The organism is Candidatus Beckwithbacteria bacterium (genome assembly GCA_012797845.1).
Taxonomy (GTDB): Bacteria; Patescibacteriota; Microgenomatia; order UBA1400; family UBA1449; genus JAAZOH01.
Window position 1 is genome coordinate 40543 of the sequence record JAAZOH010000004.1, and the last position, 23956, is coordinate 64498.

Below are 23956 nucleotides of genomic sequence, written 5' to 3' on the forward strand. Positions count from 1 at the left end.
TGTATATAATATCAAGCTATGAACCAAGACTTGATTCGTAATTTTTCGATTATTGCCCATATTGACCATGGTAAATCCACCTTGGCTGATCGGCTGTTGGAGGTCACTAAAACCGTTTCTGACCGGGAGATGCAGGAACAATTTTTAGATAGTAACCCGATTTCTCGTGAGCGGGGCATTACTATCAAGCTGGCTCCGGTGCGAATGAACTATCCATACGATGGTAAAAATTACATTCTCAATTTGATTGATACGCCAGGGCACGTCGATTTTTCCTACGAAGTTTCCCGAGCCCTAGCTGCTTGTGAAGGAGCTATTTTACTAGTTGATAGCGTGGCCGGAATTCAAGCACAGACTTTAACTGTTTACCGTCAAGCTAAAGCCCAAAATCTGACGATTATCCCAGTGTTGAACAAAATTGATTTGCCAGGTGCTCGAGTAGAAGAGGTTTCTCTGGATTTGGCTGAAGCTTTTGGCTTTGATCCAGATGAAGTGTTACAAATTTCAGCTAAAAGCGGTTTAGGTGTCGAACAACTCTTGCAAACTATTATTGCTAAAATTCCTTCTCCGATTGGTAATTCTGAAGCTGCTACCAAAACTTTGGTATTTGATTCCCGCTTTGATCAGCATCAGGGAGTAATTGCTGATGTGCGGGTTTTTAGTGGCACGATCAAAACCAATGAAAAATTAAAATTAATGGCCCAAGATCGTCAATTTGGGGCTACTGAACTGGGTTTTTATCAGCCAAAATCCATGCCACAAAAGCAACTAGTAGCTGGGGAAGTTGGCTATATTTGTACTGGCCTTAAAAGCTTAAGTGAAGTTAAAGTTGGCGATACGATTACTGCTGCTTTTAATGGTAGTACTCAAGCTTTGCCAGGATATAAAGAACCAAAACCAATGGTCTTTTTAGGATTGTATCCTACAGATAATGACGCCTTTAATGACTTGGCCGAAGGCTTGGAAAAGCTCCATCTTAATGATGCTTCTTTTGTTTATACACCTGATTTTTCAGGGAGTTTAGGGAAAGGTTTCCGAGTTGGTTTTGCCGGTCTTTTGCATGCCGAAATTGTGCAAGAACGCCTAGAACGGGAATTTGATCTTGATTTAATTGCCACTGTTCCCAATGTAGTTTATGAATATGAGCTACATGGACAACGCTATGAAATCCAATCGGCTCAGGATTTACCAGATCAGGTTGATAAGATTTTTGAACCGTGGTTGACAGTTTCAGTCTTTACTCCAAAGCAGTATTTGGGTTCGATTATGGAGCTTTTTGACGAGCGCAGAGGGGTGTATAAAAATTTAAGCTATTTATCAGACGGAGTCCAGCTCCAGTATGAACTACCTATGGCTGAGCTAATTACTGATTTTTTTGACCGATTAAAATCTGTTTCGTCTGGTTATGCCAGCTTGGATTATGAGCTAATTGGACGACGGGAAGTTAGTGCAATTCGGCTTGATATTTTAATTCATTTTGAAAGAGTTGAAGCACTTTCTCAAATTGTGGTTAAGGATCAAGCTCAGCGAATTGGCCAACTCGTAGTTAAGAAACTGAAAAAAGCTATCCCTAGGCAAATGTTTGAAATTGCGATTCAGGCGGCTATTGGTGGGACCGTCATTGCCCGAGAAACGGTTAAAGCTTTTCGTAAAGACGTCACAGCCAAGCTTTATGGTGGCGACGTAACTAGGCGCATGAAACTTTTGGAAAAACAGAAAAAAGGTAAAAAACGAATGAAACGATTTGGAAAAGTTAATTTACCTCAAGAAGTGTTTATGGCGGTGGTGAAACGGGATTGATTTTATTTCTTCTTCAAGATTTAAATCTACTTCTTCGACTTGTAAAGAGTAATCACGTTTTTACTTTGCTCGTCCAAAGTGGCCTATTTCTTTGTGCCGCCAAAGAAATAGGCAAAAGAAAGCTCTCGCTTAGTTTAAAAAATATTCAGGAAAACTATTTTTCTCATTTTATGTCATCGAACTTGTCTTCTCAGAAAGACGTCAAACATTGCGATGACATTTTTAAAGAATTCGAAAAACAATTTCTTGAGTATTTTTTAAAAAAGCGATTTATAAAAAATAAAACACAAATCTTGGAAATTGATAATTTGAAAATTACTTTCAATTCCTCTTGACATCAATTAGCAGTCGTGATAATCTTCTGCTAAATAGCAAAGCTATCTACGGAGTGTTAAGTGTTGTTTTGCCCTAACACTTAACTACAATTATGGAAATTCCTAGTTTGACTGATCGACAAATTCAAATTTTGAAACTAGTTATCGAGGAGCATATCGATACTGGTGAAGCAGTTGGTTCCGAGACTTTGGATAAAAAATTTAATTTGGGAGTTTCTCCAGCCACCATCCGCAATGAGATGGTTATCTTGACCCAGCAAGGCTTTTTGGATCAACCACACACTTCTTCCGGTCGGGTGCCAACGCCAATAGCACTTAAGTTTTATATCCAACAACTGATGAATGAAAAAGATTTATCAGTGTCTGAAGAAGTAGAGGTCAAATCAAAAATCTGGGATTATCGTAATGAAGCTGGTCGATTATTGCGGGAAGCTGTCCATATTCTTTCGCAAAAGACCAATGCCATTGCCATTGCCACTACTGACCACGGTGATGTTTTTCATGCTGGTTATGCCAATATTTTAGACATTCCGGAATTTTTTGATATTGATGTCACCAAAACTGTTTTATCAATTTTGGATAATGGCGAACAATTACAAGTCATTTTTGAAAAATCCCGAGGCGAGGATCCAATCCATATTTTACTGGGTGATGATTTTGAAATTGAATACATGCAACCTTGCGGCATCGTTTACACTAAATTTCCAATGGGCTCATATGGACAGGGCACTTTAGGAATTATCGGTCCGTCACGGCTTAACTATGCATACATTATTCCGATGATGCGTTACTTTGGCCGCTTAATCAGTGAAGTGACAAAAGATTGGTAATTTTATATGGCAAAAAAAGATAAAACTGCACAAAATCCGGACCAAATCAAAATCGCTCAATTAGAACAGGATTTGGAAGCAATGAAGCAAAAGTTGTTGCGCTGTTTGGCAGATTATCAAAATCTGGAAAAACGTTTAGAAAAAGAAAAACAAGATTGGATCAAATTTGCCAACACCGATTTGCTGCTGCGGATTTTGCCAATAGCAGACGATTTGGATAGAGCAGCCAATTTTATCAAAGATCCAGGACTAGATATGGTTCGCAGTAATTTAAAAACTATGTTGGCTGAAGTTGGTGTAGAAGAAATTCAGGCTCAAGATCAGGAATTTGATCCGCAATGTATGGAATGTGTGGAACAAACAGATGGCCCAACTAACCAAGTGATGAGCATTTCTAGTAAAGGTTATGTACTTCATGGCAAAGTGTTGCGGCCAGCTAAAGTAGTAGTAGGAATTGCTAAAAAGTAATTTTTACCAAATTTAATTTTAAAAAAACATTAATAACAATTTAATTATTTTATAAAGGAGGCCTTATGGCAGACAATTCAAAAATTATCGGTATAGATCTGGGAACCACCAACTCCTGTGTGGCTATTATGGAAGGTGGCAAAGCCAAAGTTATTCCTTCAGCTGAAGGGAATAATACTATTCCTTCTATCGTTGAACCAGATAAAAATCTGGTGGGAGAAGTGGCTAAACGCCAAATGGTATTAAACCCGGAAAATACTATTTATAGTGTTAAACGCTTAATGGGTCGCAAAATTTCAGATAGCGAAGTTGAAAAAACCAAAAAAATGGTGCCTTACAAAATTGTTGAAGGTAAAAACGGTTCAGCCGCTGTTGAGGTAGCTGGTAAAAGTTATACTCCTCAAGAAATTTCGGCCAAAATTTTAGCTAAAATTAAAGCTGATGCTGAAGCCTACCTTGGCGAAAGTGTGGACAAAGCCGTCATTACTGTCCCGGCTTATTTTAATGACAGTCAGCGACAAGCCACTAAACAAGCCGGTGAAATTGCTGGTCTAAAAGTTGAACGGATTATCAATGAACCAACCGCAGCTGCGCTGGCTTATGGTAGCGAGAAAAACAAATCAGAAAAAATCGCAGTTTATGATCTCGGTGGTGGGACCTTTGATATTTCTATTCTGGAACTAGGTGACAACGTCTATGAAGTCAAATCTACCAATGGTGATACTCACTTGGGTGGGGATGATTTTGACCAGAAAATTATCGAATGGGTAGTGACTGAGTTTAAGAAAGAAAATGGTATTGATTTGTCAGCTGACAAACAAGCTCTGCAGCGGATTAAAGATGCCGCAGAAAAAGCTAAAAAAGAGCTGTCATCTTCAGCTGAAACTGAGATTAACCAACCCTTTATTACTCAAAGTAAAGACGGTCAACCGCTGCATCTGACTATGAAGTTGACCCGAGCTAAACTAGAACAGCTAGTTGATGATCTTATTCAAGCAACTATCGAGCCATGTAAAAAGGCTTTGAAAGATGCCAAATTAGAAACCAAAGATATTAACGAAGTTATCTTAGTTGGTGGTCAGACCCGAATGCCCAAAGTTCAGGAAGCGGTTAAAGATTTCTTTGGCAAAGAGCCCAATAAATCAGTCAATCCTGATGAAGTTGTGGCCGTAGGTGCGGCTATCCAAGCTGGAGTTTTGATGGGCGATGTCAAAGACGTTTTGCTCCTAGATGTGACCCCATTAACTCTGGGCATTGAAACTTTGGGTGGAGTGATGACGCCAATGATTGAGCGCAACACTACGGTGCCAAACTCAAAATCTCAAGTCTACTCAACGGCCGCTGACAGTCAAACCCAAGTTGAGATTCATGTGCTCCAGGGTGAGCGACCTATGGCAGCTGACAATAAATCTCTCGGTAGATTTGTACTGGATGGTATTCCGGCAGCTCCCCGTGGTGTCCCTCAAATCGAGGTCACCTTTGAGCTGGATGCTAATGGGATTTTAAATGTGACCGCTAAGGATAAAGCTACCAACAAAGAGCAAAAAATTACGATCAAAGGCTCGACCGAGCTTTCTGATGAAGAAGTGGAGAAGATGCGTAAAGAAGCTGAATCTCATGCTGAGGAAGATAAACTTAAGAAAGAACGGATTGAAGTCCGCAACCAAGCTGACAACCTCGTCTTTACAGCTGAAAAGACGCTTAAAGATGCCGGTGATAAAGCCAAAGCTGAGGATAAAAAGGCTGTGGAAGAAGCTGTCGAAGATCTGAAAAAAGCTATTGAAAAAGATGACTTCAACAAAGAAGATGTGGAAGCTAAATCCAAAGTCCTTTCTGAAGCTTTGCAAAAAGTTGGAGCTGCTATGTATGAGCAGCAACAAGCTGCAGGTGGTCAAACCGGAGAAGCAACTCCTGAAGGCGAAGAAAAAACTGAGGGTAATGGCAAAGCTAAAGATCAGGATCAAGGCAAAACCAAGGCTGATGGGGACGTAGAAGAGGGCGAAGTGGTAAATGAGTAGAGTTAGTATTTAGTATCAAGTATTGAGTATTTAGTATGGGGCGGGCTGAAAGCCCGCCCCTACAGGTTCATGATAATAAAGTATTTGGATTATACTGACAAACAAATTCATTTTGAGCAAATACATCAATTACTTAAAAATGAAGAAGGCCATATTTTTATTTTTTCTTTAGATAAAATAAAAAAAATTATTCAAAATAAGAATGCGATAATTGCAATCGATAAAGAAAGAGTAATTGGTTTTGTGAAATTCTATAAGAAAATGAGTGATAAAATTTTATTTAGAAATATTTGGCAGTGTGGTTCTTTAGTAGTCCACCCAGATTATCGTAACAGAGGAATTGGTAAACAGTTGATAAAAAAATTATTAGATAAAATTGCATTAAATGATTTACCAATTGCTGTAGTTAGAAAAACAAATATTAATTCAGAGAATTTTTTTAGAAAAATTGGAGCAATAGAGGCAATAAATGCTAAAACTTCCAAAGAAACTTTTTATTTTTTTGATTTAACTAATATAAGAAATATCTAACTTATGACCACAAAACGAGATTTTTACGAAGTACTAGGTGTATCCAAAACAGCCTCAGCAGATGAGATCAAAAAGGCTTATCGTAAGCTGGCTCTGGAGTACCATCCGGATCGCAATAAAGAAGCAGATGCAGCGGAAAAATTTAAAGAAATAAATGAAGCTTACGAAGTAATTTCCAATGAGCAAAAGCGCAAGCAGTACGACCAGTTTGGTCATGCGGCTTTTGATCCCTCGTCTGGTTTTGGTGGCTTTCAAGGTGGAAGGACGTATCAATCCGGACCATTTTCTTACACCTATTCTTCCAATGCTGGTGATGGCAACTTTGACTTTGGTGGCTTTTCCGATCCCTTTGAAATTTTTGAGCAGTTTTTTGGTGGCGGTTTTCGCCGTGCCCAAGCCAAACCTCGCTACAGCCTTAAGATTAGTTTTATGGAAGCTATGAAAGGCACTGAGCGCAAATTGGTACATCAAGGTAAAGAGCATGTGATCAAAATTCCGGCTGGAGTGGATGATGGCACCCGAATTCGCTTTAATGATTTTGATGTCACCATTGATGTTCAATCTCATGAGACGTTTAAGCGGGAAGGTTATGATATTTTTGTAGACCACGAAATTCTTTTTACTCAAGCTACATTGGGTGGGAAAACCACTATTCCTACGGTTGACGGTGATTTAGTTATTAAAATCAGACCTGGAACTCAACCAAGTACTATGGTTCGATTGCGGGGCAAAGGTGTGCCCAGGCTTCGTGGTGGTGGTCGGGGAGATGAATATATTCGGCTTGTTGTCAAAGTCCCCGAAAGACTTAGCCGCGAACAAAAGAGACTTTTCGAAGAGTTGGAAAAAACTTTATAAATTGTTTTTTTGTTAAAAATGAATGTACATATTCGTTTTGCCAAACCTTCTGATTGGCAGGTCATCCAAAAACTTAATGATGAGGTGATGAAGGATAATGCCCAGTACGATCCCCATCTAAAAACAAATTATGCTTATAGCAAAATAGGTGAAAAATACTACAAAGATATTGTTAGTAACCAAGAATTTTGTTGTTTTATTGCCGAACTTGATAGTATTCCAGTGGGTTATTTAGTAGCTGAAGATATGTCACTTGATTATAAATGTGATTATAAAACCAGACCAATTGCGGAAATTTATGATATGGGTGTAACTAGTAAATACCGATCACAAGGTGTTGGATCCCAACTGATTGCAGATTTCAAGAATTGGTGCAAAGAAAAAGGGATTGAACTTTGGCGAGTTAATGTGTATGTCCAAAACGAGAGAGCTAGAAAATTTTATGAAAAGCATGGTTTAAAACCACTTGATATTTCTTTTGAGGGTGAAGTGTAGTTACTCTTAATATCTTTGATTGTGTCATGTTGAGCAAAGCGAAACATCTTAAAGTTGCAAAAAGATCCTTTGAGCTTTGCTCTCAGGATGACACCATAGAGTATAGATAGAATTTGAAATGTGTCATTCTGAGTGAAGCGAAGAATCTTTGCTATGTTAACAAAAGAATATTTTGTTTATATTTTAACCAATTATACCAATACGACTTTATATATAGGTGTCACAGATAATCTTAAAAGAAGAATATATGAACATAAAAATGATTTAGTAGAAGGATTTTCAAAAAATATAAACTACATAAATTAGTCTATTTTGAAACGTTTAATGATATTACAATAGCAATACAAAGAGAAAGATATTTAAAAGGCAAAACGAGAAATTTTAAAGATACTTTGATTCAAAAAACAAATCCGAAATTTGAAGATTTATTTAATAAACTAGATTAAAGATCCTTCTCTTGCTAAGATGGGACCAGGATGACACTAACTATAAGAATGGTTAAAGTGCAGACTGTGTCATTCTGAGCAAAGCGAAGAATCTAATGATTTAAAAAAGATCTTTCGGGCGTTGCCCTCAAGATGACACAAGGAAATTATGGTTCGAACTCGTGTAGCGCCATCACCAACCGGCTATCCCCATGTGGGTTCTCTCTATCAAGCATGGCTAGATTATGCTTTTGCCAAAAAACATGATGGTAAATTTTTAATTAGGATTGAGGATACTGACAGAACCAGGTTTGTTGCAGATGCTGAAGAAAAAATTTATGAAGGTTTGGATTGGGCAGGACTTACAGAAGATGAAAGCCCTCGTAAGCCTGGTGATGTTGGCCCTTATCGGCAATCGCAGCGTTTAGATATTTACAAAAAACATGCCCAAGAGCTGGTAGCTAAAGGTCATGCCTACTACTGTTTTTGTACTCCAGAGCGCTTAAATCAAGTCAGAACGGAAATGCAAAAAGTTGGCAAAGTGCCTATGTATGACAGACATTGCCGTAATTTAAGCCCAGAAGAAGTACAGCAAAGAATCCAAGCAGGCGAAAAATACGTCATCCGTCTCAAAGTTCCAGACAATCAAACTATCAAAGTGCAAGATCTGATTCGTGGTGAAATAACATTTCATAGCAATGATGTGGATGATCAGGTTTTACTAAAATCTGATGGCTTTGCTACCTATCATTTAGCTTCAATGGTTGATGATCACCTGATGGGAATTACCCATGTAGTGCGGGGTGAAGAGTGGCTGCCCAGCAGTCCTAAACATATTTTGATCTACGATTTCTTTGGCTGGGAAAAACCAGTTTTTTTCCACACGCCAACCTTGCGCAATCCAGATAAAAGCAAACTGTCCAAACGTAAAGGTCATACCAATATTCTTTGGTATAAAGAGCAAGGGTTTTTACCTGAAGCTTTGATCAATTATCTGAGTCTCATGGGTTGGTCACATCCCGAAGAAAAAGATATTTTTAGCAAAGAAGAATTTATCAAGCTTTTTGACCTCAAAGATTTTTCACCAGCCGGACCAATTTTTGACGAAGTTAAACTGCGGTGGATGAATGGTAAATACATTCGGGAAGTGATATCTGAAGATGAGCTCTTTAATAAATTAAAGCAGTATTTAACATTACCAATTAGCGATGAAATACTTAAAAAAACTATTCCACTTATCAAAGAACGTCTAGAAGTTTTATCTGACATAAATGAACTGTTGAAATTTTTACTACCTGAGCAGGAGATAGATGTAGAACTTGTCAAAAAACAGAGCAATCAATCCAAGAATGACCAGTCTCTGACTGGAAAATCACCAGAAGAAATTAAGCAACTACTAACCGATTTAAAAACTGTTTTAGAAAACTTAGATACATGGGAGACAGGTGAGATCGAAAAAGTAATTCGAAACTTGAAAGGTAAGTATAAAGATTGGGGAGGCCGAGATTATTTCATGACTATTCGGGTAGCAACTACTGCTTTTCCAGTTACCCCGCCTCTTTTTGAGTCTATTGAAGTATTAGGAAAAGACTTGGTTTTGCAGCGGATTGAATCGGTGCTTCAGCGTTTATAATTAGAGTCTTCTTTGTTAAAATAAATTTACCTAAAATCAAAAATTCATCATAGTGTGAAAAATAAATATACTTTCCAAATCAATACCCCTTTTGATTTTTATTTATTTGCAGGTAGTTTGTATTTTTGTTTTTATTTATTATCATCTGGGAAATTTATTTACCTCATACTAAGCTTAGTTATTTATTTACTGGGTAGGCAATACAGAAAACATACAAAAAAAGCAAATAAAAATCCCCAATTTTCAGAAACTGGTATTTTTTTAATCACTCCTCTATTTTTAGCTTACCTACTTATTTTATTAGGGTTTGAAACTAGCATAACAGACTATTTGCCAGATAAGCTAATTACAGGTTCTGGTTTAATTTTCCTGATGGCAATCTTTTTGATACCAAAGTTATATATAAAAAATCAACGCCTCTTAAACTTAATAAGCTTGTTTCTTTTTATCTTCACTATTTTATTGCTGATTATTTATCAAAATAGAATTAACAATTTACTTCTTATCAATCCTTGGATTGCCAAAATGATAGTTGGGAGTCCTTTAGTCTACTTATTTACTGTAATTACAGGAATAGATTTTTCTAAAGACTGATTTGAAAAATAGATTGAAATATTTTTTGTTGGAAAAAATAAATTAGTGCCTCAACATTTATAATTAAGTTCTTCTCTGTTACAATACCTTGAAATAGTTACATATGAATATTAATATTCCTAGCTCTTTTATTGTTCCAGAAGAATTAAAAACAAAATATTTTTTAATTCGCAAATTAACTACAAAAGATGTCTATCTAGACTACATGACTATCATGTCGAGTATAGATATTATTAAAAAAACAAGAGGGGGTTCTTGGCCAAGCAAAGACCTAACGATAGAAGATGATCTAATAGATTTGGGTTGGCATCAAAGAGAATTTGAACACAAGTCGTCTTTTGTCTTTACTGTATTTAACCCTCAAAATACAGAATGTTTAGGGTGTTTTTATTTTTATCCAGCTGGTTATAGAAAAAAGGTTGATGAAAGTTATGATGTTGATGTAAGTTTTTGGGTCACACAGGAAGCTTATGACCAAGGGTTGTATGAAATACTTTATAAAACTATTCAAGAATTTCTAAAGCAATGGCCATTTAAAAAGCCTTTTTGGAGTAACGAAATAATACCTGACTAAAAAATATTGCGGGATCGGCTAATGGTAGGCCACATGACTCTGAATCATGTAATCTTGGTTCGAACCCAAGTCCCGCAGCTGTTCGACTCACTTAAAATCAACTATTCTTATTCCTATAATAAAAGAATATTCATAACCTCTCGCTATCTGCTTTCCTTTTTGATAGAATTTTATTGAAAATTCCATTTTTAAATTATAACCTATAATGGAGGTACTATGAGAATTATTATTATAAGCTCCAAATCTGGATTTTTACCCCAACAAATAGAGGCTATGAAAAATACGGCGAAGGTAATTTTTGTTGTAGAAAAACCAGATTTTAAATCTTCCTATTTTAACGACCAAGAAGAAAAAGTAATTGCTTTAGGACCAGAACAATTAGATTGGAAATTTCCCCAAGAAGTTTGGGAAAAAATTCCCAATCTAAAGGCTGTTTGTGTTCCTACTACTGGTTTTGATTGGGTGGATGGTAGGGCTATGAAAAAAGCAGGAATTGTTCTTACTAATGTGCCTAAATACTCAACAGAATCTGTAGCTGAGTATGCAATTTCGTTGATGTTTAATGTTTCTAAAAAACTTCCATTAGTTTTAAAAAATAATTGGAAAATAGACTATAGCAAACATCAGGGTTGGGAAATTAAAGGGAAAATAATGGGTGTTATTGGTCTTGGTTCGATCGGTGCTCGCATAGCTGAGCTTGGCCAACAAATGGGCATGAAAGTTATTTATTGGTCTAGAGAAGCCCGTGATAGTCGTTTTAAATATCATAGCCTTAATGAAGTGCTTAGAAAGGCTGATTATATTTTTCCAGCTTTGGCAAGGAATAAAGAGACAAAAGGCTTGCTTGATAAAAGCAAACTTAATCAAATGAAAAAAGATTCCTTTATTGTAAGTATTACTGGCGATGATATTTTTGATTTACAATATGCTATCCAATTAGTTCACAAAGGTAGACTGGCTGGAATTGCTTTAGAATCAGAAAAAGAAACAGTTCAAAATTATGAAGGTAATATTTGGATTACTCCTCCTATAGCTTGGTTTACTAAAGAAGCTTTTGCAGAAGATATAAAAATTTGGACAAAACACTCATTGCTTGTGCAAAAGGAAAAGCAATTAATAAAGTAAATTGATATATTTATAGTCAAAACAATCTTTTGTTATCAATCTCAAATTATATAGAGCGAACTGTTCAGAGCAGGTTTACAACCTGCCCTGGTAAGTAGTAATTCCATATGGTCAACAAGGCGCGAAAAGCAACACAAGATTATCACAACGATCTTTATGTAAAACACACTCTTTTTCAAAAAGGTGCTTCATGGCTAGAGAAACCAAATAATGAAATCATTGATATTTATAAAAAATATTTCAACAAACGAAAAAGCATCAATATATTAGATTTAGGCTCAGGTGTTGGAAGAAATGCGATTCCTCTGGCAAGGTTATTAAAAAATAAAAGTAGCAATATTTATTGCGTTGACTATTTAGAAATTGCCATCAATAAACTTAATAAGTATGCTAAAGATTATGGTGTTGCAGATAAATTAAATGGTTTTATTTCTCCGGTAGAGAATTATAAGATACAAATTAATTTCTATGATTATATTATTGCCCATAGTGTTTTAACACACACTAGAAGTAAAGAAATAATGTTTCAAGTGATAGATAATATGATCAAGGGCACAAAAAACAACGGTATTATTTATATCCATGAAATTACTAATCCTCAAATGTTTGATATAAAGAGTAAACAACAAATTGATCCTGATGCTGAAATAGATATAAGTTATGAGGAATTCGAAGACAGGCTTATGCAGGTGTTTAGTGATTGGGAAATCTTTACATTAAGCAAAAATCCATATCGAGAGGAGTATCTAAAAGATGGCAAAAAAGTAATTTGGCAGTGTGACTACCTTTCATTTATCGCAAGAAAAAAGCATTAATTTACAATTTTTTAGTTAGTTTGGTAACTATGATGTTTTGATAATCCTCAGCATCTCCTCATGCAACAAGCCATTGGTAGCTAAAGACGTTCCACCTAAACCCAACGTATTACCTTCAAAATCCGAATACTTACCGCCGGCTTGAGGAATGATGATTTGAAAAGCAGAAACATCCCAAGCTTTAGGACCAATCTCAAAAAAGACATCGCTTCTGCCAGTAGCAACCAGGTGATACCCATACACATCACCAAAACCTCTCATATTAAGACTTCTGGCACTTATGGCTTTGGCAATATTGACCATTTTGGGATTGTCAAATTTACTGGGATTAAAATTTACAAAAGCACTTTCGAGATCGGGTATTTTGGAGACATAAGCCCGTTTGCCATTTAAGGTAGTTGGTTCAGTTTTAGAAGCATATAAAAGTTCGCCTGCCACCGGCATATTGGAAATGCCCATTACAATTTTGTTTTGATATTTTAAACCCAAAATCGTGCCAAAAAACTCTAAACCATGAATAAAGTTTTTAGTGCCATCTATGGGATCAATGATCCAAGTAAACTCAGCCTTCTCATTATCACTGCCAAATTCTTCGCCCATAAAACCATGAGAAGGAAAGGCCTTTTTGATTGTGTCTATAATGACTGCTTCAGCTTCTTGATCAGCTTGAGTTACGGGAGTATTGTCAATTTTCGTTTCGATATGAGGCAAATTTTGAAAATATTTTAAAATGATAGTTTCGGCTTTAGCAACTGCGTCTAGGGCAACTTTTTTAAACTGCTTAAAATCATTCATGGCTTCATTGTAGCAAATTAGCATTATTTATTTGTAAAAATGCAATGATTGAAGAGCTATTTTATTTAGTTCATAATAATTTTGTTACAGATTAAAAGGAGCTGTGTGTATATCAATCTCAATACTTATTTAATTGACGGAATGCTTAGTGAATGGACCGGTGAGTTCCAAGAAGTTGTCAGCTATATCACACCTACTCCCGATACCGAAGCTCAGGTCATAGGTAAATATCCTTTGCTCGATGAAGAGGCCGCCTTAAGCGTTTTAGATAGTTCGCTCAAAGCGTATGATTTAGGTTTGGGTCAGTGGCCTACAATGCATCCGCTCAAGCGGTGTGAAAAAGTTTCTCATTTTGTTCAGCTGATGAAGGGAAAGCGGGATGAAGTGGCTCATATTTTGATGGCTGAAATTGGTAAAACCAAAACTGATGCCTACAGTGAATTTGACCGGACAGTTGAATATATCGAAGCGACAGTAGACTTTTATCGCTCCAAAATGCAAAAACTGAGTCAGCCTTCCAAAAAAGGAGGTATCACTGCCAAAATCATGTCAGCGCCCAGGGGTATTGCTTTGTGTATGGGGCCATACAATTATCCTCTCAACGAAACTCTGACGATTATTATTCCGGCTTTGCTGACTGGTAATGTTGTGATTTTCAAACCGCCTCGAATTGGAGTGCTTTTACATGCTCCAATTTTGGAAGCTTTTGCTGAGGCTTTTCCGGCTGGAGTAGTCAATACGGTTTTTGGTGAAGGTCAAAAAGTGATTACTCCCATTATGCAATCTGGTAAGGTTGATGTGATGGCTTTTATTGGCTCAGCCAAAGTGGCCGATGCTATCCGTAACCAACATCCGTTTCCTCATCGCCTACATGCTATTTTAGGTTTGGAGGCTAAAAATCCGGCTATCATTATGGAAGACGCGGATTTAGAAGTAGCCAGCAATGAATGTTTGGGTGGTGCTTTGTCTTTCAATGGCCAGCGCTGCACGGCTCTGAAAAATATTTTTGTACCCCGATCCAAAGCCGATGAATTTGTGCAGCTTTTGGCTCATAAAGTTGATCAACTTAAATTAGGAGCTCCACAAGAAGATGGTGTCAAATTGACACCTTTACCAGAAATGAGCCGGGTTGAATATTTGCAAGAACTAGTGAATGATGCAGTTGCTAAAGGGGCCCGAGTTGTTAATCAAAATTATGGGGTCAAAGGCGGTACCTATTATTTTCCGGCAGTTTTGTTTCCAGTGCCGATTGAGGCCCGGATTGCCCACGAAGAACAATTTGGGCCGGTAATTCCAGTCATGATTTATGATGATTTGAGCGAGGTGATCAATTTCGTGACCCATTCGCACTATGGCCAGCAGGCCAGTATTTTTACTCAAAATAAAGAAACGGTGAATAAAATGATCGACACTTTGTCTCATCAAGTTTCCAGAATCAATATTAATTCTCAGTGCCAAAGAGGTCCGGATAACCTACCTTTTACTGGTCGCAAAGATTCGGCTCAAGGTGTTTTGTCGATTCGGGAAGCTTTGCGGGCTTTTAGTTTACCTTTGGTTGTGGCTGGAAAAACCAATGAGCTAAATGAAGCCTTGATTTGTAGCTAATCTTTCTCTTCTGTGTTAAATCCTAAGTAGTAAGGGATTATTCTCAATTTTAAATTTTCTTAGTATACTAAACATAATTTTTGCATGACCAATCTTATTCAGACTATTACCTATATTGTTCAGCATAGCAACGAGCTTAAAAATCATTTTACTAGTGTAAGTTCGGCCCCAATAGAATTTGCTTGTATCTTTTGCCAAACAGATGAGGAATATCAAAACTATACGCAGGAAATAAAATTATTAGGTAAAATTGTGGAAACTACTCCTACCGGCTATACCTATTTACTACAAAAGCCGATTTCTACTGTTGCAGGTTTTTTAAGACTGATAAAAATTCGCAAACCTGATCCAAACAGACCAGAACGAGGTGATGCTGATTTTAATACTAATTACTCAGAGTTTAAGAAACGATATAAACATATATCTGGTTTTGAATTAGTTAAAAGAAACAGTTTTGAAATGCTGCGACTGAGCAGTCCGGATTTTGATGTGATGGCTTGTTTTTCTAACATTCCTAAAAGTAAAAGTTTAGGAATTAAAACTGCTACATAATTTATATATGAGAGAAGAAAGAGGTGATCTTTCAGTTTTAGAAGCGGCTGATAAAATGTCTCTTGCTCAAAGACTTATAGAGGCGGGAGTGAAGTGTGATAACAAAGAATTAATAAAAATTGGTAGAAAGAGAATGAGAGAAGTTTGGCCAAAGGAAGTAGCAGATCTTTTTGTTAAAGCTTACAAATCTCAGATCGAAGAAGAAATTTTAGGAACTCAAACTACTTCCAAAGATGAAATCTAAAAATCAAGCTATAATAGTGAAATATCTATGCTTTCTCAAAAAACTGATAAAGAGCGAGGAATTTTGGCACTTATCGTTTTAGCAATCGTATTTGCTTCCATGGGGCTGTTTGCCCGCTATTTAGCAACTGGTTTTCTACTTTTTCAGCAGGTGTATTTGCGGATGTTGGCTGCCTTTGTGATTGGAATTTTGGTTTTTGGCAAACATATTCAGCTGGCAAAATTTAGGTTACTTAGTAAAAAGGATTGGGCACTTATTTTTTTGCGGGCTATTTCTTATGCTTTGTTTGGGATCATTCTCTACACCCAAGCAATTATTATCACCAAATACAGCAACGTTTCTTTTATTGGCTCGTTACCAACCACGGCAGTTTTTGGCTTTATTTTGCTGAAAGAAAAATTAAGTATCAAAAAATTTGTACTGGTTTTGCTGGCTTTTGCTGGAGTGGTTTTGATTTCGGTACAGGATTTTAGTAATTTATTGAGTTGGGGTAGAGGTGAAGTTTTGACGCTAATTTCTATAATCTTTTTCTCATTGAGCTATATTGCTAGAAAATGGCAATCGGATACTTTAAACAACTATGAGCTGACGGTCATAAATTTTCTGGTGGCTTTTGTGATCGTGTTTTTGGTTTCTCTAGTCAAAGGTGATGGCTTGCCAGTAGCTAATTGGAATATGAGTCTAGTGCTGATGGTAATTGGAGCTGGAATTTTTAATATTGCCAATGTCTTTTTGACCAACTATGGTTTTCAAAGAGTTGAGGCAGTTTTGGCCAGCAATATTCTGATGCTGGAATCATGTTTTGCAGTAGTGTTTGGCTTTGTGTTTTACCAGGAAATTCCACTGGCTAAAGAATTTCTAGGAGGTCTGATCATCATTGCTAGTGTGATTGCGATGAATAAAACAGAGTCTAGGGAAGGGAAATAGTTTTTCGAATCAGATTAAACCTGATATTATTGAAATAAATATGAAATTGGCATTATTACTACCAGGATATTTAGATTCTCCAGATTATCTTCATATGCTGACTTTTGAAAAAAGGCTTAAAGAGTTAGGCTATGCTGTAGAGCGGCTTGACCCCTGCAATCTTTGGAAAACCGGAGACATTTCTAATTATTCAATAACAAATTTGCTTAAACAAATTAAAGAAAGAATTACTTTTTATAAGTCTCAACAGCCAACAGAAATTATTTTGATAGGTCATAGTATGGGTGGTTTTACAGCAATAATTGCTGGAAATAGAATAAAAGAAATCACTAAAATAGTTACTCTTTGTCCGCCGCCAAACAGATATGGTTCAAAATCAGAATGGGAAAAAAACGGTGGGTTTAGATGTTCGGAAAGAGATTTACCAAATGATCCTCAAAAGGTTAGAACATTCAATGTTCCATATTCATTTGCCAAGGATGGTTTGCAATATTCTGCATCCAAAGAAGTTAAGATGATAAACAAACCCTTAATGATATTTATTGCCCTAGAAGATACGGTTGTTCCCCCAAGCCAAACGGAAGAAATTGTGGCCAATGCCCAAAATCCATATGTGGTGAGGCAAGAAAATATGGGGCACGATTTTAGGTATTCTCAAAAAGAATGTGATTTGGTGATGAAAGAAATTGAAAAGTTCTTAATTAAATCAAGTGAAATGCAAGTACTGCCCAAATAAATGGAGTTAACATAAATAATCCTAAAATAATATATAAAACACCTAAAAATTTAGCTGAAGAACCATAATATGATTCTGATTCTCTAGGAAATATTCTTGGATAAATAAAAGGCGAGAACGATCCATGAAGAATAGATTTAATAATAGTTATTTTTTTTGAATAAGCATAGTTGCCTTCGTCATCACGCCAAATAACTGTTTGTTCTGCAATGATTGATTTTATGCCATATATTAAAACTAATAGAGATATAAACCCATAAACAAACACAATTATTTTTGCTAAACCAGACATTAGTTCAATAGACGTTTCCATCATAATTTTACTTTCTTGCCAATACAATCGCATTGGGGAGGTTGCGGCCGGGGCCAACTTTGTACCCACTGTACCACAAAGCCGTTGAGCCGCCACTATCAAGATTAAGCGCATTTTCCATACCCAGGGTTTGCAAAACTAAAGCTGATTCAGCGACAGTGGCATTAAATACCACCCCAATATAAACTGTATTGCCTTTACTAGCGACAAAACTTCTTGGGCCTTTACTGCCTTTTTTTGGATCACCATCCCCACCAAAAACGCTTTGACCACCAGAAACCAGCATGGGCTGGTTAGCAATCATGGAGTCAATGCCCGTATCCCGTCCCCAATCCTGCGATCTGCCCACGAAACGAATCCAGCCATCTCCGAAAATCACAGCCGGAACAGAGCTGTAAACATTGTTGTCCGAATTGAAATAGACTTTATTTTTGTTCATAAGTAAGGTGTCAAAGGAGTTGGTTTTGCCGGCGCAGCTGGGGTAGCTAGCTGGGCAAAAGTAAGAACCATTGATACCTGCGTAGGCGCCATTGCGGGAGACGTAATCAGCAAGAGAAAGCGTTGGGCAGTCATTGCCGCAGGTTTGATCAGAAGCGGTATCCACTAAAACCCGGGTTGAGCCTAAATCTCCAGCCACTAGACTGACCAAATAGTTACTGCCACCCATAGAGACCTGTTGAGTACTAAAACCACTGCCAGGAGGGCTATTATTAACCGGCACATTTTCCGGAATCGTAAAGGTTGAGATTATTTCCTGTTTGGCAGCCGTGATTTTGCTTTGCAAAGTTTTAAGGGTAGCCGAAGCTGAAGCATAGTTACGTTTGGATAAATAGACCAGGCTTTGGGTAAAAGCCTTGTCCTCATCTGTAGTTTTGCTAGTGAGTTCTTTGAGTTTGAGTAAATCTTCGTAGGTGGTTACTGCTTGAGTATAGGTAGTTTCAATAGCAGAAATAGTGGCTTCCAAGTCTTTATTAATAAGATATTGATCCTGGCTTTTAAGATCGTCCAAAGCCGCTTTAGTAATTTGCAGTTGTTCTTGTAAAATAGCACTTTGACTGCTTAGGTTTTGCTGGGCAGTACTAAGCTGCGTGGTGGTTTGATAATAGGTTTCCAGAGTTTGCTCCGTGCTATTAGTTTGCCAAACCAGAATTGCCAAAAAAAGTAAAAGCACAACTGCTTTAAACAGATTTTTCCAATCAATCACAACTTTAGGAAACTTCATGCTAATACTGTAACATTTTTGAGTGTTTTAACCTACGATTTCTGATCTAAAAGTAATACAATTAGTAGTTAATCAAAATTTTAAAATACGTGTCATTCTGATCCCGCCTTGGCGGGGGAAGAATCTTTCTTATACTAATTAGATCTTTCGTTTCACTCAGGATGACACTAATAATTTAAAAGATTAAAATGGCGTTTTATGGACTTACTTAAAAACAAACTTTTTACGGTTTTTAGTTTTTCTTTTTTCTGGGCAGTTTGCATTATTGCTAATAAAGCTATTCTCAATCAGGGCGGACATCCTTTTATTGTCCCAACACAAATTTATCTGATAGGATTTCTGTTTTTACTGGCTCTGAGCCATAAAAAATTATCCGGTTTTGCCAAACTATCTACTAAACAGCGCTTCTACTTGCTTTTGACCGGACTAACTATTGCGGGTTCAGTTATTTTAGGTAGCTATGGTCTCAAACTATCCAGCTCAATCAATTACGGTTTTTTAATAAAAAGCACTATTATCTTTGCCACTTTGATTGGCGCCTTCTTTTTCCAAGAAAAACTTACTAAAGTTAAACTAGGATTACTGCTACTATTTTTATTGGGTCTATATATTTTGACTTCTCAAGGGGAAATTTTAATTCCTCATCTGGGAGATATTCTTATTTTTCTGGCAGCTTTGTTGGCAGCTATCAGTGCGGCTTTGCAAAAACCGGTTTTAAAAGTTGGGTTGAGCCCATTGCTGCTTGCTTTATCAAGAGTGGCCATTGCCGGCTTGTGTTTTTTACTAGCTGCACCGTTTGTTTCACAAACATTTTATATTCCTAAAGGAGGTATCTTGCTTTTGTTAGCTGGTTTTTCCTATGGTATTTACAGCTATTTTTTAAGTAAAACTTTACAGCTAGCTACACTTTCCTATATGACGATGATGTCAATGTTAACGCCAGTCATTGTCAGTATTTTAGCTTTTGGGTTTTTGGGCGAGACTATTACTGCCTATCACTTATTTGGTGGGGGACTGATTATTCTTTCGGGAATAGGGGTGCAGAAATTTAAACTATAGATTTTTTAAATACCCAATTACTTATTAAAAGTCAGTTTTTTATTGGCTAGCTCAACCAAGTCTTCAAGATCAATATTGGCTTTGACAATATAATCACTGGCTCCTAAACTCATAGCCCGGTCAATTTCATTCATTTGACCAAAATTACTTAACATTACTACGGTAATCTGTTGGTATTTTGGATCAGCTTTTAATGTCTTTAAAATTTCATAGCCATCGATACCTGGTAGCATAATGTCTAAAAAGATCAAATCAATATGATTATTTTTCAAAACTTCTTCAGCTTCAGTCCATTCTTTAGACCAGAAAGTCTTAAAACTTGCTTCGGTCAAAGCATTTTGAATAGCTTTGCCAAGCAACTTATCATCTTCGATAATTAGCAAACTGTAACCCATATAGTCCTCCGTTTATTTATTAAGCATTTGTTGAACAATTCTCAGTATATCATCAAGATTATAATTAGCTTTAATTAAATACTGATTTGCTCCCAGTTGTTTAGCTTTATTCAAATCAGCATCATTATCCTTATTGGTCAAAATAAAAACTGGAACATGTTGGCTCTGCTCCTTACCCTTAATTTTAGCCAAAACTTCTAAGCCACCGATTCCTGGCAAATCTAAATCCAAAAGAATAAGATCGTACTGATTTTGAGACAGCATCCATAAGCCTTGTTCACCTTCAAAAGCCAAGTCAACATGATACTGTGCCTCAGTTAGTCTTGTTACTAATATTTGGCTCAATTGTTCATCGTCTTCAATAAGTAAAATATTAGCCATGTTATCGGATAAATTCGTTGGTAAACACAGTATTAATATCCACTGATTTCTTCATTAAACCTTGTTTAACCAAAACATCCTGCATTTTTTGCCAGACCACTGGATCCATCCAACCCAATTTACTATCACCGGTATTAATGAGAGGAATACTAATTTCGATAGCTTTGAGTTGAAAGTCTTTATCTAATTCTGAATTAAACTGCAGGGTTGCCTCAACTGCCTTTTGTGGACTTTCAATAGCTTCTTGCCAGCCTTCTAGGCTATCTTTGACAAAAGTAGCAACTATGTCTGGGTGTTTTTGGATATAGCTATCGGTAGTAAAAATAACATCAGCATAAAACGGCACACCATAATCATTTGGCCAGATAGCAGTAGTAGCAACTCCATCATTTTCAGCTCGAGCAAGTCCATTAGTAGCGTAGTCTGGACAAATATCAGCTGTTTCCCAACATTTATATAGATCCCAATCAGTCATAGGGATTTCTTTAATTTTAGTCCGATCAATACCAATCTGACCAAGCATGCTTTCATATAGGTATGTTCCTTGACCTGGAGATAAAGCAATTGTTTTTCCAACAAAATCATAAGGGCTATTAATGTTGGAACCACTTTTTGTAAGGTAGATAAGTGGAGCAATTTTAAAAATAACGGCCACAGCCTTAACTGGTTGGCCTTCACTTCGGGCAATAAGTACCTCATCAGCTGAGCCAATAGCAATGTCATCTTCACCAGTTATCAAATAGTCGGTAGTAATCTGGCGGTCAAGGTCTATAGACTTGATTGTCACATCTAAGCCATCTTGTTGATAAAAACCCTCCTGATTAGCTATATAAAAACCCGCAAATTGACCTTGGTGAGTCCATTTCAAACGGAATGACAAAGGAATTAAATCAGTTGGCTGAGGCTTGGATTTTAGGTACTGCTTTCCTAATATAAACCCACTAGCTCCAATGAATAATACAATTAGAGAAATAATAATGAATATAAATTTTTTCATGCTGCTTGGATCTTTGCTTTTTAACTTAAAGTTACTTCTCCTTTTTGAGCCTTACTGCCTTTAATTGATAAACCAAAGGTAAACGTAGTGCCTTTCCCCTCAGTGCTGGTAAAGGCAATTTTCCCATTAGAAACTTCAGCAATTTTTTTGACCATATATAACCCTAATCCAGTCCCAGTATTTTCAGTTTTGATAATATTTTCGGCTCGGAAAAATTTTTCAAAAATACGTTTTTGGCTCTCAAGTGGAATTCCATAACCACTATCTTCAATTTGGAACACAATATAGTTTTGCTGTTGGTTAAGGCTTATCTTAATGTTGCCTTTATTAGGAGTATATTTAATGGCATTGTTAATTAAGTTAAGAAATACTTGACGAATCAAAATAGGATCAATTTTTATTTGAGGTAAGTTATCAGCAACTTCGATCGTTATTATCTGGGATTTTTCAGTAATTTTCATTTCCAGTTCTTTAAGAATTTTCTGTAATAAAGTAGCTAAATCAGTGGGGACAGGATCAACTATAAGTCTGCCTGATTCTATACGGCTGATATTTAATAAGCCATTCACCAGTTCAATTAAAAGCTTAGTAGATTGGTAAATATTTTCTGTATACTCAGTTTGAGTTTTATTAAGCTTGCTTTTTTTATTTTTGAGCAATGTTTCGCTATACCATCTAATAGCAGTCAATGGAGTTCGTAGTTGATGAGATGCTAAAGAGATAAAATCGTCTTTCATTTTTTCAACCGCTCGTTCTTGGCTTACATCTCTAAACACCACCACACAGCCGGTGATTTCCCCGTCTTTATTTTTTAAAGGAGCAGCGCTATCAGCTACCGAAACTCTGGTTTCGTCTTTTCTAATCAAAGAAGTGTGATTGGCCATTTCAGTGGCCTTACCAGTTTCATAAACATCATCAATAAATTGTTTATTTTCCCGGCCGGTTTTTTCAAAAATAAATTTTAAATGAGTATCATATACCGTTCCTATCAATTCATTGGCTTGATGACCTGAAATATCTTGAGTTACCTGATTAACCAGTGTGATCTTTCTATTTTCATCTAGTACAAAGACTCCATCGCCAATGCTTTGTAAAATAGCGGTGACTTTATCTTTTTCAAGATTGATATCCTGAAAAGCTTTTTGGATTTTTTTCCTGGAAACCCGAAGTCTACTAACCATGTTATTTATTGATCTAGCTAAATCACCAATTTCATCCTTACTTTTGAATACCGCTTTAGTATCTAAATCGCCAGCTCCTATTTGCTCGGCTACTTTTTCAAGAGTCACTAAAGGTCTGACTATTCTTCTGATAGCAAAAAAGATAAAAAGACAAGCGCCTAAAACTACTATTGTTGCAATGATTGATATTGAGCGCAAGATAATTCTGGTACTGGCTAGAACTTCCTGCTCGTCAATTTCAGTGATCATGCAAGATTCAATTTTATCTAACCAAACATAACTGCCGAGCACTTTATGATCTCGATAGTTAATATAGCTGCCACTTCCATTTTGTTTAGAAAGACATTGTTTAGTGGCTTCGGTATGAAGAGTTTTACGCAAAGCATACCCTTTTTCAAAACGAGACTCAGTAATAAAAAAATTAAATTTATTAACCAAATATGTTTCTTCAGTTTTGTCTAGACCATTATCATTCAACATAATTTCTGACATTTTCTTTAGATCAATTTTGGAAGCTAAGGTGAAGGTTTGTTCATCTAAATTTATAGGTGTAGAGATAATTAAGACAGGTTGTTGAAGCTCTAGATCATAGGTAAAACCATGAACATAAATACCCTTTTGACCTTCATAAAAATAATGTTCATCTTCTCTAACCTTTCCCTCATTATGTGGATTGGTTGAGACATAAATAACTCCTTTAGGGTCAATCAAAAATAGCTCAGTGAATTTTCCTGATTTACTAAGTACATCATTGAGAGTTTTGCGAATTACTTCTTTTGGAAGTGTGTCTTCAGTTTCTTTTTCTTGTTGCTTATAAAGTTGAAGATGAAGCTTGATATCTTCGGTAGTTTTGACAATCTCTTCCTTTTCCTCTTCTACGTATTCATAAATCTGATCTTTTTTAAGATTGCTAATGCCTTGTAATTGTTTGATGGCCTGATCTTTGAGGGAATTAGATAGATATGAAAAAACTACTAAAAAACCAAGCGTGGAATTGATAAGAAGAAAAACAATAAGGGGAATAGCGAGTTTGTACGTTAATTTCATTTCT

Annotated in this window: 25 protein-coding genes, 1 tRNA gene and 1 pseudogene; 20 read left to right on the plus strand and 7 right to left on the minus strand. The window is 36.4% G+C overall.

The genetic code is table 11. The features are described from left to right. Positions 1 to 18 precede the first annotated feature (18 nt). The 14 genes and pseudogenes from lepA to GYA49_00780 all read left to right on the plus strand — a co-directional run bounded on the left by lepA (position 19) and on the right by GYA49_00780 (position 12498). A complete protein-coding gene (gene lepA, locus GYA49_00715; protein NMC35546.1) occupies positions 19 to 1800 on the plus strand; it encodes an elongation factor 4 in 1782 nt (593 codons plus the stop codon). Positions 1801 to 2227: 427 nt separating this feature from the next. After that, positions 2228 to 2965, plus strand: a complete 738-nt coding sequence (locus tag GYA49_00720) for a hypothetical protein (GenBank protein NMC35547.1) — start codon at positions 2228 to 2230, stop codon at positions 2963 to 2965. Positions 2966 to 2971: 6 nt separating this feature from the next. Beyond that, positions 2972 to 3433: a nucleotide exchange factor GrpE gene (locus tag GYA49_00725; GenBank protein NMC35548.1), complete on the plus strand. Its 462-nt coding sequence runs from the start codon at positions 2972 to 2974 to the stop codon at positions 3431 to 3433. Positions 3434 to 3498: 65 nt separating this feature from the next. After that, positions 3499 to 5451 (plus strand): molecular chaperone DnaK, encoded by a 1953-nt coding sequence (dnaK, locus tag GYA49_00730; protein NMC35549.1) that lies wholly within the window; start codon positions 3499 to 3501, stop codon positions 5449 to 5451. A gap of 84 nt (positions 5452 to 5535) precedes the next feature. Continuing rightward, on the plus strand, positions 5536 to 5982 hold the full coding sequence (locus GYA49_00735; protein ID NMC35550.1) for a GNAT family N-acetyltransferase: 447 nt from the start codon (positions 5536 to 5538) through the stop codon (positions 5980 to 5982). A 3-nt stretch (positions 5983 to 5985) separates the two neighbouring features. Continuing rightward, positions 5986 to 6837 (plus strand): DnaJ domain-containing protein, encoded by an 852-nt coding sequence (locus tag GYA49_00740; protein ID NMC35551.1) that lies wholly within the window; start codon positions 5986 to 5988, stop codon positions 6835 to 6837. Positions 6838 to 6855: 18 nt separating this feature from the next. Further along, positions 6856 to 7332, plus strand: coding sequence for a GNAT family N-acetyltransferase (locus GYA49_00745; GenBank protein ID NMC35552.1), 477 nt, complete (start codon positions 6856 to 6858; stop codon positions 7330 to 7332). Between the two features lie 153 nt (positions 7333 to 7485). After that, positions 7486 to 7778 (plus strand): annotated as a pseudogene (locus tag GYA49_00750) (GIY-YIG nuclease family protein). A gap of 148 nt (positions 7779 to 7926) precedes the next feature. Continuing rightward, on the plus strand, positions 7927 to 9390 hold the full coding sequence (locus tag GYA49_00755) for a glutamate--tRNA ligase (GenBank protein NMC35553.1): 1464 nt from the start codon (positions 7927 to 7929) through the stop codon (positions 9388 to 9390). Between the two features lie 54 nt (positions 9391 to 9444). Then, positions 9445 to 9984, plus strand: a complete 540-nt coding sequence (locus tag GYA49_00760; GenBank protein NMC35554.1) for a hypothetical protein — start codon at positions 9445 to 9447, stop codon at positions 9982 to 9984. Positions 9985 to 10087: 103 nt separating this feature from the next. Then, positions 10088 to 10558: a GNAT family N-acetyltransferase gene (locus tag GYA49_00765; GenBank protein ID NMC35555.1), complete on the plus strand. Its 471-nt coding sequence runs from the start codon at positions 10088 to 10090 to the stop codon at positions 10556 to 10558. 7 nt (positions 10559 to 10565) lie between these two features. After that, positions 10566 to 10636, plus strand: a tRNA-Gln gene (locus GYA49_00770). Between the two features lie 138 nt (positions 10637 to 10774). Further along, positions 10775 to 11683, plus strand: coding sequence for a hypothetical protein (locus GYA49_00775; GenBank protein NMC35556.1), 909 nt, complete (start codon positions 10775 to 10777; stop codon positions 11681 to 11683). 107 nt (positions 11684 to 11790) lie between these two features. Continuing rightward, complete coding sequence (locus tag GYA49_00780; protein NMC35557.1) at positions 11791 to 12498, plus strand: class I SAM-dependent methyltransferase; 708 nt, start codon at positions 11791 to 11793, stop codon at positions 12496 to 12498. A 27-nt stretch (positions 12499 to 12525) separates the two neighbouring features. On the opposite strand, the gene GYA49_00785 is transcribed toward GYA49_00780, so the two are convergent. Continuing rightward, complete coding sequence (locus GYA49_00785) at positions 12526 to 13293, minus strand: inositol-phosphate phosphatase (protein ID NMC35558.1); 768 nt, start codon at positions 13291 to 13293, stop codon at positions 12526 to 12528. Positions 13294 to 13434: 141 nt separating this feature from the next. On the opposite strand from GYA49_00785, the gene GYA49_00790 reads away from it, so the two are divergent. From GYA49_00790 to GYA49_00810, 5 genes are all read left to right on the plus strand, one after another. Beyond that, positions 13435 to 14898 carry an aldehyde dehydrogenase family protein gene (locus GYA49_00790; protein ID NMC35559.1) on the plus strand — a complete coding sequence of 488 codons (1464 nt, stop codon included), beginning with the start codon at positions 13435 to 13437 and terminating at the stop codon, positions 14896 to 14898. An 84-nt stretch (positions 14899 to 14982) separates the two neighbouring features. Further along, entirely contained in the window at positions 14983 to 15450 is a 468-nt protein-coding gene (locus tag GYA49_00795) for a hypothetical protein (protein ID NMC35560.1), read from the plus strand. Between the two features lie 7 nt (positions 15451 to 15457). Next, positions 15458 to 15694, plus strand: a complete 237-nt coding sequence (locus tag GYA49_00800; protein NMC35561.1) for a hypothetical protein — start codon at positions 15458 to 15460, stop codon at positions 15692 to 15694. Positions 15695 to 15721: 27 nt separating this feature from the next. Then, on the plus strand, positions 15722 to 16621 hold the full coding sequence (locus GYA49_00805) for a DMT family transporter (GenBank protein ID NMC35562.1): 900 nt from the start codon (positions 15722 to 15724) through the stop codon (positions 16619 to 16621). Positions 16622 to 16661: 40 nt separating this feature from the next. After that, complete coding sequence (locus tag GYA49_00810) at positions 16662 to 17357, plus strand: hypothetical protein (protein NMC35563.1); 696 nt, start codon at positions 16662 to 16664, stop codon at positions 17355 to 17357. Here the strand turns inward: GYA49_00810 and GYA49_00815 are convergent. Next, complete coding sequence (locus GYA49_00815; protein ID NMC35564.1) at positions 17323 to 17673, minus strand: hypothetical protein; 351 nt, start codon at positions 17671 to 17673, stop codon at positions 17323 to 17325. The two genes, GYA49_00810 and GYA49_00815, sit on opposite strands and share 35 nt — an antisense overlap. Before the next feature lie 4 nt (positions 17674 to 17677). Next, positions 17678 to 18892 (minus strand): hypothetical protein, encoded by a 1215-nt coding sequence (locus GYA49_00820; GenBank protein ID NMC35565.1) that lies wholly within the window; start codon positions 18890 to 18892, stop codon positions 17678 to 17680. A 198-nt stretch (positions 18893 to 19090) separates the two neighbouring features. Here GYA49_00820 and GYA49_00825 point away from each other — a divergent pair, with 198 nt between their 5' ends. Continuing rightward, complete coding sequence (locus GYA49_00825) at positions 19091 to 19951, plus strand: DMT family transporter (protein ID NMC35566.1); 861 nt, start codon at positions 19091 to 19093, stop codon at positions 19949 to 19951. A gap of 17 nt (positions 19952 to 19968) precedes the next feature. Here the strand turns inward: GYA49_00825 and GYA49_00830 are convergent, their stop codons facing one another. From GYA49_00830 to GYA49_00845, 4 genes are read right to left on the minus strand one after another with little or no spacing between them, the layout of a single operon-like run. Further along, on the minus strand, positions 19969 to 20346 hold the full coding sequence (locus GYA49_00830) for a response regulator (protein NMC35567.1): 378 nt from the start codon (positions 20344 to 20346) through the stop codon (positions 19969 to 19971). A gap of 12 nt (positions 20347 to 20358) precedes the next feature. Continuing rightward, positions 20359 to 20727: a response regulator gene (locus GYA49_00835; protein NMC35568.1), complete on the minus strand. Its 369-nt coding sequence runs from the start codon at positions 20725 to 20727 to the stop codon at positions 20359 to 20361. A 1-nt stretch (position 20728) separates the two neighbouring features. Beyond that, positions 20729 to 21724: an ABC transporter substrate-binding protein gene (locus GYA49_00840; GenBank protein NMC35569.1), complete on the minus strand. Its 996-nt coding sequence runs from the start codon at positions 21722 to 21724 to the stop codon at positions 20729 to 20731. Positions 21725 to 21744: 20 nt separating this feature from the next. Next, the gene (locus tag GYA49_00845; protein ID NMC35570.1) at positions 21745 to 23952 is read right to left on the minus strand and encodes a HAMP domain-containing protein; all 2208 of its coding nucleotides are present in this window, start codon (positions 23950 to 23952) and stop codon (positions 21745 to 21747) included. Positions 23953 to 23956 lie beyond the last annotated feature (4 nt).

Excerpts from the sequence above, each read along its gene's own strand:
- GYA49_00840 (NMC35569.1), bottom strand. The coding sequence starts at position 21,724 with ATGAAAAAATTTATATTCATTATTATTTCTCTAATTGTATTATTCATT.
- GYA49_00725 (NMC35548.1), top strand. The coding sequence starts at position 2,972 with ATGGCAAAAAAAGATAAAACTGCACAAAATCCGGACCAAATCAAAATC.
- GYA49_00825 (NMC35566.1), top strand. The coding sequence starts at position 19,091 with ATGGACTTACTTAAAAACAAACTTTTTACGGTTTTTAGTTTTTCTTTT.
- GYA49_00820 (NMC35565.1), bottom strand. The coding sequence starts at position 18,892 with ATGAAGTTTCCTAAAGTTGTGATTGATTGGAAAAATCTGTTTAAAGCA.
- GYA49_00775 (NMC35556.1), top strand. The coding sequence starts at position 10,775 with ATGAGAATTATTATTATAAGCTCCAAATCTGGATTTTTACCCCAACAA.
- lepA (NMC35546.1), top strand. The coding sequence starts at position 19 with ATGAACCAAGACTTGATTCGTAATTTTTCGATTATTGCCCATATTGAC.
- GYA49_00815 (NMC35564.1), bottom strand. The coding sequence starts at position 17,673 with ATGATGGAAACGTCTATTGAACTAATGTCTGGTTTAGCAAAAATAATT.
- GYA49_00830 (NMC35567.1), bottom strand. The coding sequence starts at position 20,346 with ATGGGTTACAGTTTGCTAATTATCGAAGATGATAAGTTGCTTGGCAAA.
- GYA49_00755 (NMC35553.1), top strand. The coding sequence starts at position 7,927 with ATGGTTCGAACTCGTGTAGCGCCATCACCAACCGGCTATCCCCATGTG.
- GYA49_00805 (NMC35562.1), top strand. The coding sequence starts at position 15,722 with ATGCTTTCTCAAAAAACTGATAAAGAGCGAGGAATTTTGGCACTTATC.
- GYA49_00765 (NMC35555.1), top strand. The coding sequence starts at position 10,088 with ATGAATATTAATATTCCTAGCTCTTTTATTGTTCCAGAAGAATTAAAA.
- GYA49_00780 (NMC35557.1), top strand. The coding sequence starts at position 11,791 with ATGGTCAACAAGGCGCGAAAAGCAACACAAGATTATCACAACGATCTT.
- GYA49_00740 (NMC35551.1), top strand. The coding sequence starts at position 5,986 with ATGACCACAAAACGAGATTTTTACGAAGTACTAGGTGTATCCAAAACA.
- GYA49_00720 (NMC35547.1), top strand. The coding sequence starts at position 2,228 with ATGGAAATTCCTAGTTTGACTGATCGACAAATTCAAATTTTGAAACTA.
- GYA49_00845 (NMC35570.1), bottom strand. The coding sequence starts at position 23,952 with ATGAAATTAACGTACAAACTCGCTATTCCCCTTATTGTTTTTCTTCTT.
- GYA49_00795 (NMC35560.1), top strand. The coding sequence starts at position 14,983 with ATGACCAATCTTATTCAGACTATTACCTATATTGTTCAGCATAGCAAC.
- GYA49_00800 (NMC35561.1), top strand. The coding sequence starts at position 15,458 with ATGAGAGAAGAAAGAGGTGATCTTTCAGTTTTAGAAGCGGCTGATAAA.
- GYA49_00790 (NMC35559.1), top strand. The coding sequence starts at position 13,435 with ATGCTTAGTGAATGGACCGGTGAGTTCCAAGAAGTTGTCAGCTATATC.
- GYA49_00810 (NMC35563.1), top strand. The coding sequence starts at position 16,662 with ATGAAATTGGCATTATTACTACCAGGATATTTAGATTCTCCAGATTAT.
- GYA49_00745 (NMC35552.1), top strand. The coding sequence starts at position 6,856 with ATGAATGTACATATTCGTTTTGCCAAACCTTCTGATTGGCAGGTCATC.
- dnaK (NMC35549.1), top strand. The coding sequence starts at position 3,499 with ATGGCAGACAATTCAAAAATTATCGGTATAGATCTGGGAACCACCAAC.
- GYA49_00785 (NMC35558.1), bottom strand. The coding sequence starts at position 13,293 with ATGAATGATTTTAAGCAGTTTAAAAAAGTTGCCCTAGACGCAGTTGCT.
- GYA49_00835 (NMC35568.1), bottom strand. The coding sequence starts at position 20,727 with ATGGCTAATATTTTACTTATTGAAGACGATGAACAATTGAGCCAAATA.